The organism is Stenotrophomonas sp. Marseille-Q5258, from assembly GCF_946900935.1.
In the GTDB taxonomy this organism is placed as follows: Bacteria; Pseudomonadota; Gammaproteobacteria; order Xanthomonadales; family Xanthomonadaceae; genus Stenotrophomonas; species Stenotrophomonas nematodicola.
In genome coordinates, this window is record NZ_CAMPPN010000003.1 from 179,787 (window position 1) to 192,124 (window position 12,338).

The following is a 12,338-nucleotide window of genomic DNA, read 5'->3' on the forward strand; positions in this document are numbered from 1 at the left end:
CGCCCGGTGACGGGTGGGGCGCACTACCATGACGGTATGAGTCAGGCTGACGACCCTTTGCGGATGGATGATTCAATGGCGAACGGCACAGCGGCACGGTGGCGACCCGGCGCGCGGATGCTGGTGTGGTCGGTGATCCTGCTGACCAGTGCGGTGGCCAATGCGCTGGTCGAAGTCATGGACGCGGCGCGCCGTGGGGACGATCTTGGCCTGTGGCAGCCGATGATCTGGGAGCTGAGCAGCGTCTCGATGATCCTGTTGACGCTGCCGGTGTTGTGGTGGGGATGCCAGCGCTGGCCCCTGCATGCGGATACCTGGAAGCGGCGGCTGCCGCTGTATCTGCTGGCCAGTGTGGCGTGGTCGCTGGTGCACGTGCTGGGGATGATGGCGCTGCGCCATCTGGCCTATGCCGCGCTCGGGCACCACTACCAGGACGACGCCACCTGGGCGGTCCGCGCGCTCTATGAGTACCTGAAGGATGTCCGCGCGTTCTTCTCTTTCGTGGCGATCGAACACTTCTTCAGCTGGTTCGGACGGCGTCGACAGGGCGAAGCGCACCTGCTCGTGGCACCGGACGATGCGCCACCGGTGGAGGCGGTGGAGCGGCCGGAGCGATTCCTGGTGCGCAAGCTGGGGCGCGACTTCCTGGTCGCCACCGCCGACATTGAATACGCCCAGGCGGCGGGCAACTACGTCAATCTGCGCGTGCGCGGGCACGACTACCCGTTGCGCACCACGATGGCCGCGCTGGAGACCAAGCTGGACCCGGCGGTGTTCGTACGCGCCCATCGCAGTTGGCTGGTCAATGCGCGCCGGCTGGTCTCGATCGAGCCCCTGGACGGCGGCGAGGCGCTGCTGCATATGGATGATGGGGCCAAGGTGCCGTGCAGCCGGCGGCAGCTCCCGCTGTTCCGCCAGGCGCTGGCGGTGCAGCCGACCGGCTGACGGCACGGTGCCACCGGCCGGCCCGGCATCCCGGCACGCCGGGATGCCGTCAGGCAGCTCAGCGCTTGCCGTCCTTCTTGATCATCGCGTCGATGCGCCCGGCGCGTGCTTCCGAACCCGGGTGCGAGGACATCAGGCCGCCCTGGCTGGACAGCTTGCGGAACATGCTGGCCAGTGCGGCCGGGTCGTAGCTGTGCCGCTTCATGAAGCGGTAGCCGTATTCGTCGGCCGCGCTTTCTTCCTTCTGCGAGAACTGCGCGTTGACGAAACCCTCGGCCAGTTCGCCGAGCTGGCCCTGGGTGAGCTGGGCGATGTTGGCGTTGCCCGACGCGGCGAGCGTATCGCGACCGGCCGAGGCCAGCATGGCGGTCCGCATCCTGGACTTGCTGTGGCCCAGCTTGACGTGGCCGATCTCGTGGCCGATCACGCCGCGCACTTCATCGTCCGAGGCCATGTCCATCAGGCCTGAATACACGCGCACGCAGCCGTTGGCCATCGCCCAGGCGTTGACATCTTCGGTCAGGTAGACCTTGAAGCTCAGGCTCAGACCGTCTTCGTTGGCGAGGCCTTCGGTGATCCTGGCCAGGCGCTGGGCGTACGGGCTGCTGGCCGGGGCGACCTTGTTTTCCTTGTCCATGTAGACGCAGGACTGGTCGGCGGCCTTGGCCACGTCCTGGTCGGACAGGGTCAGGGCCTGGCCGGCCTTCAGGCCGGTGCTGGACAGTTGCTTGAGATCGAGGGCCGAGGCGGTACCGGCGGCCAGGCAGGCGATGGCCAGCAGGGCGGCCGAGGATGACTTCCTCATCAGGGTAGAACTCCATGTGATTGCAGGGGCGGCCGGGCCTCCTGCGGGGGCAGGGCGGGCGCGGCCGGCGGGCAGTCTACCGTCTGCACCGTACCGCTGTGACGCCCGGTGTCGTTTTCTTGACGTGATGCCCCGATTGGCCCGGCGCACGGCCTCCACCTCGGCGTGAAGGCGCCGGATGGGCTATCATTGACAGTCTTTTCGCACGCATTAACTGCCGACATGATCGAGCTCAATCCTGTCCGCCAGCGGATCACCGATCTCACCGATCGCGTGCTCTCGCTCAGGGGGTATCTTTGACTACGACGCCAAGAAAGAGCGTCTGGAAGAAGTAACCCGGGAACTGGAAAACCCGGATATCTGGAACAACGCCGAGTACGCCCAGAACCTGGGGCGCGAGCGCGCCAACCTGGAAAAAACCGTCGGCGGCATCGCCTCCATCCTGGATGGGCTGGCCGAGTCCGGCGAACTGCTGGAGCTGGCGGAGAGCGAGCAGGACGACGATACCGCGCTGGCCGTGGTCGCCGACCTGGACAAGTACCAGAAGCACGTGGAACAGCTGGAGTTCCAGCGCATGTTCTCCGGCCAGATGGACAACGCGGCAGCCTTCGTCGACATCCAGGCCGGTGCCGGTGGCACCGAAGCCCAGGACTGGGCCGAAATCCTGCTGCGCATGTACCTGCGCTGGTGCGAATCGCGCGGCTGGAAGACCGAGCTGATGGAAGTGTCCGGTGGCGACGTTGCCGGCATCAAGTCGGCCACGCTGCGCGTGGAAGGCGACTATGCCTATGGCTGGCTGAAGACCGAAACCGGCGTGCACCGCCTGGTGCGCAAGTCGCCGTTCGATTCGGACAACCGTCGCCACACCAGCTTCACCTCGGTGTTCGTGTCCCCGGAAGTGGACGACAACATCGAGATCGACATCAACCCGGCCGACCTGCGTACCGACGTGTACCGCTCCTCCGGCGCCGGTGGCCAGCACGTCAACAAGACCGAGTCGGCGGTGCGCATCACCCACATCCCGACCAACACGGTCGTGGCCTGCCAGACCGGCCGCAGCCAGCACCAGAACCGCGACAACGCGATGAAGATGCTGGCCGCCAAGCTGTACGAGCTGGAAATCCAGAAGCGCAATGCCGAGCGCGACGCGGTGGAAGCCACCAAGTCCGACATCGGCTGGGGCAGCCAGATCCGCAACTACGTGCTCGACCAGAGCCGCATCAAGGACCTGCGCACCGGCATCGAACGCTCGGATACGCAGAAGGTGCTGGACGGCGACCTCGACGAATTCGTCGAAGCCAGCCTGAAGTCCGGCCTGGCAGTGGGTGCCAAACGCACCGACGCCTGACCGTCGGGGCCGCCACGCGCGGCCCCGTTCCGTTGTCCCCCGGGCTCCGCCCGGTTTCGCAATTCCCCCCGGCCATCGGCATGATGGCGGGGACCCCCACTCCCCCCGACATACACAGACCCACGCCATGAACGATCAGACCGCCGCGCCGCAGCCCCCCGTCGACGAGAACAGCCTCATCGCCGAGCGCCGCGCGAAACTGACCGCGCTGCGCGGGCAGGGCATCGCCTACCCGAACGATTTCCGCCGCGAGCAGTTCGCCGGCGCTCTGCAGGCCGAGTTCGCCGACGCCGAACAGTGGACCGCCGAGGCACTGGAAGCGGCTGGCCGCCAGGTGAAGATGGCCGGCCGCCTGATGGCCAAGCGCGTGATGGGCAAGGCCAGCTTCGCCCAGATCCAGGACGAATCCGGCCGCATCCAGCTGTTCCTGCAGGGCAGCACCCTCGGCGATGCCTACACCGCCTTCAAGGGCTGGGACGTGGGCGACATCATCGCCGTCGAGGGCGGGCTGACCCGCACCAAGACCGGCGAGCTGTCGGTCAAGGCCACCACCATCCGCCTGCTGACCAAGTCGCTGCGGCCGCTGCCGGACAAGTGGCATGGCCTGGCCGACGTGGAGCAGCGCTACCGCCAGCGCTACGTCGACCTGATCGTGACGCCGGAATCCCGCGAGGTCTTCATCAAGCGCTCGCGGATCATCCGCGCCATGCGCGCCTGGCTGGACAACCGCGACTTCCTGGAAGTCGAAACGCCGATGATGCATTACATCCCCGGCGGCGCCACGGCCAAGCCGTTCACCACCCACCACAACGCGCTGGACCTGGACCTGTACCTGCGCGTGGCCCCGGAGCTCTACCTCAAGCGCCTGGTCGTCGGCGGCCTGGAGCGGGTGTACGAGATCAACCGGAACTTCCGCAACGAAGGCGTCAGCACCCGCCACAATCCCGAGTTCACCATGATGGAGCTGTACGAGGCCTACGCCACGTACAACGAAGTGATGGACCTGACCGAAGGCGTGATCCGTGACGTGGCCAGCAAGGTGCTGGGCACCACCACGGTGGAGTGGGATGGCGCCACCATCGACCTGGCCCCGGCGTTCCGCCGCTGGCGCATGGACGAAGCGGTGCGCCACCACAACCCGGAGATCAGCGCGGCCGACTGCACCGACCGTGACGCGCTGGCTGCCCACTGCGAGCGCCTGAAGATCCGCATCAAGCCGTCCTACGGCTGGGGCAAGCTGCTGCTGGAGATCTTCGAGGCCACCGTCGAGCACACCCTGGTGCAGCCGACCTTCATCACCGACCACCCGGTCGAGGTGTCGCCACTGGCCCGCGCCAACGACGACCAGCCCGGTTACACCGACCGCTTCGAGCTGTTCATCAACGGCAAGGAACTGGCCAACGGCTTCTCCGAGTTGAACGACCCGGAAGACCAGGCGGCCCGTTTCCAGGCGCAGGTGACGGCCAAGGAAGGTGGCGACGATGAAGCCATGCATTACGACGCCGATTACATCCGTGCGCTGGAGTACGGCATGGCGCCGACCGGCGGTCTGGGCATCGGCATCGACCGCCTGGTGATGCTGCTGACCGGCAGCAGTTCGATCCGGGACGTGCTGCTGTTCCCCTATATGCGCCCTGAAAACTGAGAACTGCATTCCGGGGGGGCCGGGTGGCCCGCCCGGACGGGCTTCCGCTGGCGTGGCCGCGCGCGTATGGTTTCGACGTGGGCTATTGCGACGTTGGGGGGTGATAGCCACGGACCATGACTGTCCGGTGCGATGCGTGACATGCGCATCACACTGTGACGACGATCATGAACTGGGCGAACATCACCGGAGGCGGGACTCATGCAAGGTGCCAGTGTGCAGAGCGGCGGGGTATCCTCTTCGCTGCATGTTCCAGTGTGGTCCAGGAAGACGGCGGAAGCAGCCTTGAATATTGTCATCGTAGACGATCAAACGTCCGCGCGAACCATGCTGCGCCATGTCATCGAGGACATCGCGCCCGAACTGAGCGTGCATGACTTCGGCGACCCGTTGACGGCGCTGGCGTGGTGCGAGTCGCATCCGGTTGACCTGCTGCTGCTCGATTACCGCATGCCGGAGATGGACGGGCTTGAGTTTGCCCGTCGTTTCCGCCGGTTGCCCAAGCACCGCGACATCCCGGTGATCCTGATCACCGTGGTCGGCGACGAACCCATCCGCCAGGCGGCGCTGGAAGCGGGTGTCATCGATTTCCTGGTCAAGCCGATCCGGCCGCGCGAACTGCGCGCGCGCTGCTACAACCTGCTGCAGTTGCGGCAGCAGTCGGAGAACGTCAAACAGCGCGCGCTGTCGCTGGAACAGCGGCTGCTGGCCAGCATGCACGAGGTCGAGGAGCGCGAACGCGAGACCCTGTCGCGGCTGGCGCGCGCCATCGAGTTCCGTGATGCGGGCACCAGTGCCTATCTGGAACGCATGGCCCATGTGGCCGGTCTGATTGCCGAACAGCTGGGACTTCCCGAAGAGGAGGTCAAACTGATCGAGATGGCCGCCCCGCTGCACGACATGGGCAAGATCGCCATCCCCGACGCGGTGCTGCTCAAGCAGGGCAAGCTCAACGAGGAGGAGCTGGTCATCATGCGCCGGCACCCGCGCATCGGTTACGAACTGCTCAGCGGCAGCCAGAACCGCTTCATCCAGGTGGGTGCGCTGATCGCCCTGCGCCACCATGAACGCTACGACGGCAGTGGCTATCCGGATGGGCTGGTGGGCGATGCGATCCCGTTGGAGGCACGTATCGTTGCAGTGGCCGACGTGTTCGACGCGCTGATCTCGCCACGCCCCTACAAGGAGGCATGGAGCATGGAGGCGACCCTGGCCTACCTCTATGCCCAGCGCGGGCGGTTGTTCGACCCGCGCTGCGTGGATGCGCTGCTGCGCGGGCGCGAGCAGCTCGATGCGATCTGTGCCCAGCACTCCACGGCGTCCACGCGCCCGGGGACGTGACATGCAGCGTCTGTACCAGCGGCTGAAACACAGGCTGGCGCAACGCCCGGATACCGAGCACGGGCAGGCCATCGTCCGCATCGTGCTGATCACGCTGATCCTGACCTACGTGGCCATGCCGGGGGTGCGCAACGACCTGCCGCCCACGCAGTACAACGGCGTGCTGGCCATCGTCCTGACTGGTCTGGGCCTGTCATTGGCGCTGTTCGGCTGGCTGCTGGCACGGCCGGGGCGCTCGGACCCGCGCCGCGTGGCCGGCATGCTGGCCGATTACGGCCTGATCGCGGCCGGCATGGTGCAGATGGGCGAACCGCTGGCCTGGGTCTACATCGTGGTGATGTGGGTGACCGTTGGCAACGGCATGCGCTATGGCAACAACTATCTGTATGTCGCCGTTGCGATGGCGCTGGTGAGCTTCGGCAGCACCGCGGCGACGACCCCGTACTGGCAGCAGAACGCGCGCCTGGCGTTCGGCCTGTGGCTCGGGCTGGCGGCGGTGCCGCTGTACTTCTCGACCCTGCTGCGCCAGTTGACCCACGCGATGGACGAGGCGCGTCGGGCCAGCGAGGCCAAGAGCCGGTTCCTGGCGAACATGAGCCATGAGTTCCGCACCCCGCTCAACGGGTTGTCGGGCATGACCGAGGTGCTGGCCACCACGCGCCTGGACGATGAGCAGCGCGAGTGCGTGAACACCATCCAGGCCTCGTCGCGCAGCCTGCTGGCGCTGGTGGAGGAGGTGCTGGACATCTCCGCCATCGAGGCCGGGAAGCTGCGCGTGACCGCCGAGGATTTCGCACTCGGCGACGTGATCCAGGCGATCGGGCTGATCCTGCTGCCGCAGGCCAAGGCCAAGCGCCTGGATTACCGCGTCCGGATCGCCGAGAACGTGCCGCCGCTGCTGCGCGGCGACGTCGGCCACCTGCGCCAGATCCTGCTCAATCTGGCCGGCAACGCGGTCAAGTTCACCGACCACGGCAAGGTGGAGATCCGCGTGGCCGTGCTCAGCGCCGACGCCCACGGCGGCGTCCGCCTGCGCTTTGACATCCTGGATACCGGCATCGGCGTGGCGCCGGCGATGCGGCCGCGCCTGTTCGAAGCCTTCGAGCAGGCCGACGTCAGCATGGCGCGTCGCCACGAGGGCACCGGGCTTGGCACCACCATCGCCAAGGGTCTGGCCGAAGCGATGGGCGGGGATATCGGCTACGACGACAATCCGCCGCAGGGCAGCCGCTTCTGGGTCGAGCTGCCGTTCGCGCCGCCGCGGGTGCCGCTGGGGACCGTCACCCCGGCACTGGTGGGGGACGGCGAGCAGGACGGCAACGGCAATGTGATCGCCTTCGCCGACCCGTTCCTGCGCCACCGCGCCCGCGTGCGCAGCATGCAGATTCTGGTGGCCGACGACCACGAAGCCAACCGCATGGTCCTGCAGCGTCTGCTGCAGAAGGCCGGCCACAAAGTGCTGTGCGTCAATGGCGGTGAAGCGGTGCTGGATGCGATGGCCGAGAGCGACTTCGACGCGGCCATCGTGGACCTGCACATGCCCGGCATGAGCGGGCTGGACATGCTCAAGGAACTGCGCGTGATGCAGGCCGGGGGCGGGCCGCGGACGCCGGTGCTGGTGCTCAGTGCCGATGTCACCCCCGAGGCGATCCAGCGCTGCACGCAGGCCGGCGCGCACACGTTCCTGGCCAAGCCGGTGGTGGCCGTCCGCCTGCTGGACACGTTGGCCGACATTGCCTCCAACGGGCAGCTCAAGGCCAGCGCGCCGATCGTGCGCACCGCCACCCAGCTCGATGGCGTGCTCGACCCGGGCGTGCTCGACGAGCTGGCGTCGCTGGGCATGGGCGACGGCTTCGAACGGGAGTTCATCCGCCAGTGCCTGACCGATGCCGATCAGTGCGTGGCGGTGGCGACCGCCGACGGCGAGCGTGCCGACTGGGTCCATTTCCGCGAGCAGGCGCATGCCATCAAAGGCGTGGCCAGCAACCTGGGCCTGGTGCGCGTGGCCAACCGCGCCGGCGACCTGATGCGGATGGCCGACTGGCAGCTCAAGAGCGAATGGCGCCAGCGCCTGTCGGTGCTGCAGGGCGGCATCAAGGAAGGCCGCCAGGCGCTGGAGGCGCGTGCGCGCCAGCGCGCGCGGCCAGGCGACAACGACAGCGACGTGCGCTGAGCCGTCAATCCGTCGGCCGTGCGCCGCTCGATTCAATGGCGCTCATGTCCAGACCTGCCGCCTGGAACCGCGCCACCACGGTCCGCAGACCGTCCGTGTCGTCGCGGGTCGGACCTGCACGGCGGATGGCCTCGGCGCAGGTGCGATGATCCGTCCGGCACTGCCCGGGCTGTTCAAGCCGCAAGGCGGTCATCGCAATCACCACCGCCATGTGGGGAATCGCACGGGCGGTCGTACGTTCGCCGCGGTAGAACGCCGCGAACTGGTGCCGCACCGTCGCCGCGGCGGCCGTGGCACCCGGGGCGGAGGCGTCGGCAGGCGCGAGGAGCACTGTCTGTCCCCCCTGTTCGAGCGTGCGCGCTTCATCGGCCAGCACGGTCTCGAGAATGAACGCCTCGACCGCGCTGGGCACGTAGCCGGCCGCGAGCGCGTCGGCAGCCGGGGCGATGACCAGCAGGGATGTGCACAGGAGCTTGCGCAGGCTGTGCCTCGCCGGATCATGTCGCTGCGGAGACATCAACGTCGGTCCTTGAGGATGATGGGGGAGGGCACCATACAGGCGTGCGTCCGATCGGGCCAGCCCAGGCGCGGCGGCAGGGCCGGGAGAACAGCCATAAAAAAGCCCGGCGGCGGCCGGGCTTGAACAACAGCAGGGGAGGGTGGAACTCAGGCGACATCAAGGGTGGCGCGGCGGGTCTGTGCTTTGATCAGGCGGTCCATCGTGCGCAGCGACTTGTCGCCGAGCGCCAGGGCAGAATCGACCCACACCTTGGTGATTTCCAGCAGTTCGTCGTAACGCACGGCCTGGGCGAGGTTGCGTGCCGCGTTCATGGCCAGATAGGAGTGCGGGATGCGCTGGTGCTGGCGGATCAGATCCTCGACCGCTTTCACGCCCTGGCCTTTGGGCACCAGCACGTCCACCACGCCCATCGCGTGCATTTCCTCGGCGCTGTACACCCGGCCATCCAGAATGATCTTCTCGGCGAGCTGCGGTGCCACCCGCTTGCACAGGAACGAGTAGGCCCCCATGCCCGGGAACAGGCCGAACAGCACCTCCGGCAGTCCCATGCCACTGCCTTCTTCGGCCACGATGGTGTGGCAGGCCAACGCCATCTCCAGCCCGCCCCCCAGCGCGTCGCCCTGGATCAGTGCGATGGAGCGCACGTCGCCGCCGAAGCCGGTGTGCAGGTGGTGCACGCCTTCCACACAGCGCTGGGCGTAGGTGAGCAGACGGTCGCGGTTGCCTTCGCGGATCAGGCGCGTGAACAGGTCCAGGTCGCCGCCCAGGTTGTAGGCCGTGGCGTCGGAGGCCAGCACGAAATGACGCAGCTTGCCGCTGTTGCGCTCGGCGGGCGTGCGTGTGATGGCGCTCATGTAGTTCCACATTTCATCCAGCATGTCCTTGCGGCAGCAGGGACGGACACCACTGGTGGCGTCAGCATGCATGAACAGCCAATGTGCGGCATCGTCGCCGGTGGTTTCAGTGCGGATGGTGGCGTAGCGGTGGCTGACGGGCAGCTTTTCGATGGTGCTCATGGCGATTTCCTCAACGATGCGGGCCCGCAGGGAGGATGTTGTGGTCGGCGGGCCGGACGGGTCCACACGCGGCGATGCTACACCCCCCGGGCCGGTCGCCATGAAAAAGGCCTGCCCCGTCGCCGGTGCAGGCCCTGTCCGTTCACGATTGGCGCAAACCCTTACGGGGCGGGCGTATCGCGCAGTTCGCGGCGCAGAATCTTGCCGACATTGGTCTTCGGCAGCTCCTTTCGGAATTCGACGATTCTGGGGTGCTTGTAGCCGGTCAGGTTGGCCCGGGCGTGTTCCTTGACCTGTTCGGCGGTCAGGTTCGGGTCCTTCTTGACGATGACCACCTTGACCACTTCGCCGGACTTCTCATCCGGCACGCCGACCGCGGCCACTTCGAGCACGCCGGGCATCATCGCGATCACGTCCTCGACTTCGTTCGGGTACACGTTGAAGCCGGACACCAGGATCATGTCCTTCTTGCGGTCCACGATGTAGAAGAAACCCTGTTCGTCCATGCGCGCCATGTCGCCGGTGTGCAGCCAGCCCTCGGCATCGACCGCCTTGGCGGTTTCCTCCGGACGCTGCCAGTAGCCCTTCATCACCTGCGGGCCCTTGATGCACAGCTCGCCGACGTCGCCGGCGGGCAGGGTGTTGCCGTTGTCGTCCTTCACGCAGGCGTCGGTGGACGGGATCGGCAGGCCGATGGCGCCGTTGTACTCGGCCAGATCCAGCGGATTGATGCACGCCGCCGGCGAGGTTTCGGTCAGGCCGTAGGCCTCGACCAGGGTCACGCCGGTGACTTTCTTCCAGCGCTCGGCCACGGCGCGCTGCACCGCCATGCCGCCGCCCAGGGTGACCTTCAGCGAGGAGAAGTCGATCTCGTCGAAGCCGGGGGTGTTGAGCAGGCCGTTGAACAGCGTATTGACACCGGTGATGGCGGTGAAGCGGGTCGACTTCAGCTCCTTGACGAAGCCCTTCATGTCGCGCGGGTTGGTGATCAGGTGGTTGCAGCCACCGAACTTCATGAAGACCAGGCCGTTCGCCGTCAACGCGAAGATGTGGTACAGCGGCAGGGCGGTGATGATCCACTCCTTGCCCATCTCGATGCCCGACGCGGAGATCCACGCCGAGGCCTGCTGCATGTTGGCCACCAGATTGCGGTTGGTCAGCATGGCGCCCTTGGCCACGCCGGTGGTGCCGCCGGTGTACTGCAGGAACGCCACGTCGTCGTGGTCGATCTCGACCTTGGGCAGGCTGTGACCGCTGCCGATCTTCAGCGCCTGGTTGAAGCGGATCGCGCCGCGCAGGCTGTAGTTGGGGACCATCTTCTTGATGTACTTCAGGACGAAGTTCACCACCACGCCCTTGGCGCCGAGCATGTCGCCCAGGCCGGTGGTGATCACCTGCCGGATGGGCGTGTCGGCAATCACCTGCTGCACGGTGTCGCCGAAGTTGTCCACCACCACCAGGACCGCCGCGCCGGAGTCCACCAGCTGGTGCTTGAGCTCGCGCGCGGTGTACAGCGGGTTGACGTTGACCACGGTCAGGCCTGCACGCAGCACGCCGAAGGTGGCGACCGGGTACTGCAGGCAGTTGGGCATCATCAGGGCGACGCGATCGCCCTTCTTGAGCTGCAGTTCGCCCAGCAGATAGGCGGCGAACTGCTCGACCAGGGCGTCGGTTTCACCATAGGTGAGCACCTTGCCGAAACTGGAGTAGGCGGGGCGGTCACGGAACTTGGCCACCGAGGTGTCGAACACCGCCGACACCGAATGGAACTCGTTGACGTCGATCTCGGCGGGTACGCCTTTGGGATAACTCTGCAGCCAGGGACGTTCCAGACTCATATTCCCCCTCCAGGAAACGTGGATGAAATGGTGCGGTGACGGAGAGTATCCGTCAGTTCATGCCCCGGCAGCATACCGGGCCGAATGGAAAACGCGAAGGGCTGGTGAAAACCGCGTGCACGCCGCGTGGAAACGCGGGCCTCGGGGTCCCGTTTGCACGTATTCCTACAGACGCTGCCGCTGGACGCTGTGCAGACTCGAACGCCGGACCGAAGGAGACCCTCAACATGACGCAGTTCCATGCAAAGCGCCGGTGTCGTGCCTGGACGGTTGCGCTGATGCTGGCCGTTGCCCCCGCCGCGCAGGCGCAGGCGGCGCCGGAGCCGTTGCAGCAGTTGGACTTTCCGGTCCTGGCACGCGGTGAATCGGGGCAGTTCCGGGTCCAGGTACCGGCGCACGCCGGGGGCGAGGGCGTCTCGGCCTACTCGGTGCATGCGACGATCCCCGGCGCCGATCACGATACCGGGTACCGGTTCTTCGCGGTGGACTGCCCGGCGGGCTTCAAACAGAACGTGCATACCGGCGACCGCGGCGTGGTCTGCTACCTGAGCGGCGGTGTGCCGCATCCGCCCTTTACCATGACCGTGAGCGTGCGCAACATCGCAGCGGCCGATGGCGAGACCCGCCAGGAAGACGGGCTGCGCAGTGTCACCCTGTACGGGGAGGTCACCCGTGCGCCCTGGTTCCTGTACGGCGTGATGCCTTGA

General features: G+C 66.8%; 10 protein-coding genes. 6 read left to right on the top strand and 4 right to left on the bottom strand.

Annotated elements, in window-relative coordinates; genetic code table 11:
• The first annotated feature begins 75 nt into the window (after positions 1–75).
• The gene (locus tag OC534_RS03075) at positions 76–945 is read left to right on the top strand and encodes a LytTR family DNA-binding domain-containing protein (protein ID WP_026070963.1); all 870 of its coding nucleotides are present in this window, start codon (positions 76–78) and stop codon (positions 943–945) included.
• Positions 946–1,003: 58 nt separating this feature from the next.
• On the opposite strand, the gene OC534_RS03080 is transcribed toward OC534_RS03075, so the two are convergent.
• Positions 1,004–1,750, bottom strand: a complete 747-nt coding sequence (locus tag OC534_RS03080; RefSeq protein ID WP_017357272.1) for a M48 family metallopeptidase — start codon at positions 1,748–1,750, stop codon at positions 1,004–1,006.
• 222 nt (positions 1,751–1,972) lie between these two features.
• On the opposite strand from OC534_RS03080, the gene prfB reads away from it, so the two are divergent.
• From prfB to OC534_RS03100, 4 genes are all read left to right on the top strand, one after another.
• Positions 1,973–3,098, top strand: a protein-coding gene (gene prfB, locus OC534_RS03085; RefSeq protein WP_136004022.1) for a peptide chain release factor 2 whose coding sequence is annotated in 2 segments (ribosomal slippage) — positions 1,973–2,047 and positions 2,049–3,098 — 1,125 coding nt in all. Because the reading frame shifts where the segments join, the coding sequence is not laid out codon by codon here.
• A 127-nt stretch (positions 3,099–3,225) separates the two neighbouring features.
• Complete coding sequence (lysS, locus tag OC534_RS03090) at positions 3,226–4,743, top strand: lysine--tRNA ligase (RefSeq protein ID WP_136004023.1); 1,518 nt, start codon at positions 3,226–3,228, stop codon at positions 4,741–4,743.
• A 201-nt stretch (positions 4,744–4,944) separates the two neighbouring features.
• Positions 4,945–6,084 carry a two-component system response regulator gene (locus OC534_RS03095; protein ID WP_017356403.1) on the top strand — a complete coding sequence of 380 codons (1,140 nt, stop codon included), beginning with the start codon at positions 4,945–4,947 and terminating at the stop codon, positions 6,082–6,084.
• 1 nt (position 6,085) lies between these two features.
• On the top strand, positions 6,086–8,257 hold the full coding sequence (locus OC534_RS03100; protein WP_017356402.1) for an ATP-binding protein: 2,172 nt from the start codon (positions 6,086–6,088) through the stop codon (positions 8,255–8,257).
• Positions 8,258–8,261: 4 nt separating this feature from the next.
• On the opposite strand, the gene OC534_RS03105 is transcribed toward OC534_RS03100, so the two are convergent.
• The 3 genes from OC534_RS03105 to OC534_RS03115 all read right to left on the bottom strand — a co-directional run bounded on the left by OC534_RS03105 (position 8,262) and on the right by OC534_RS03115 (position 11,631).
• A complete protein-coding gene (locus OC534_RS03105) occupies positions 8,262–8,774 on the bottom strand; it encodes a hypothetical protein (protein ID WP_136004025.1) in 513 nt (170 codons plus the stop codon).
• 149 nt (positions 8,775–8,923) lie between these two features.
• The gene (locus tag OC534_RS03110) at positions 8,924–9,793 is read right to left on the bottom strand and encodes a crotonase/enoyl-CoA hydratase family protein (RefSeq protein ID WP_017356400.1); all 870 of its coding nucleotides are present in this window, start codon (positions 9,791–9,793) and stop codon (positions 8,924–8,926) included.
• Between the two features lie 161 nt (positions 9,794–9,954).
• Entirely contained in the window at positions 9,955–11,631 is a 1,677-nt protein-coding gene (locus tag OC534_RS03115; RefSeq protein ID WP_017356399.1) for a long-chain fatty acid--CoA ligase, read from the bottom strand.
• 227 nt (positions 11,632–11,858) lie between these two features.
• On the opposite strand from OC534_RS03115, the gene OC534_RS03120 reads away from it, so the two are divergent.
• A complete protein-coding gene (locus OC534_RS03120) occupies positions 11,859–12,338 on the top strand; it encodes a hypothetical protein (protein ID WP_051008626.1) in 480 nt (159 codons plus the stop codon).

Excerpts from the sequence above, each read along its gene's own strand:
- OC534_RS03075 (WP_026070963.1), top strand. The coding sequence starts at position 76 with ATGGCGAACGGCACAGCGGCACGGTGGCGACCCGGCGCGCGGATGCTG.
- OC534_RS03080 (WP_017357272.1), bottom strand. The coding sequence starts at position 1,750 with ATGAGGAAGTCATCCTCGGCCGCCCTGCTGGCCATCGCCTGCCTGGCC.
- lysS (WP_136004023.1), top strand. The coding sequence starts at position 3,226 with ATGAACGATCAGACCGCCGCGCCGCAGCCCCCCGTCGACGAGAACAGC.
- OC534_RS03095 (WP_017356403.1), top strand. The coding sequence starts at position 4,945 with ATGCAAGGTGCCAGTGTGCAGAGCGGCGGGGTATCCTCTTCGCTGCAT.
- OC534_RS03100 (WP_017356402.1), top strand. The coding sequence starts at position 6,086 with ATGCAGCGTCTGTACCAGCGGCTGAAACACAGGCTGGCGCAACGCCCG.
- OC534_RS03105 (WP_136004025.1), bottom strand. The coding sequence starts at position 8,774 with ATGTCTCCGCAGCGACATGATCCGGCGAGGCACAGCCTGCGCAAGCTC.
- OC534_RS03110 (WP_017356400.1), bottom strand. The coding sequence starts at position 9,793 with ATGAGCACCATCGAAAAGCTGCCCGTCAGCCACCGCTACGCCACCATC.
- OC534_RS03115 (WP_017356399.1), bottom strand. The coding sequence starts at position 11,631 with ATGAGTCTGGAACGTCCCTGGCTGCAGAGTTATCCCAAAGGCGTACCC.
- OC534_RS03120 (WP_051008626.1), top strand. The coding sequence starts at position 11,859 with ATGACGCAGTTCCATGCAAAGCGCCGGTGTCGTGCCTGGACGGTTGCG.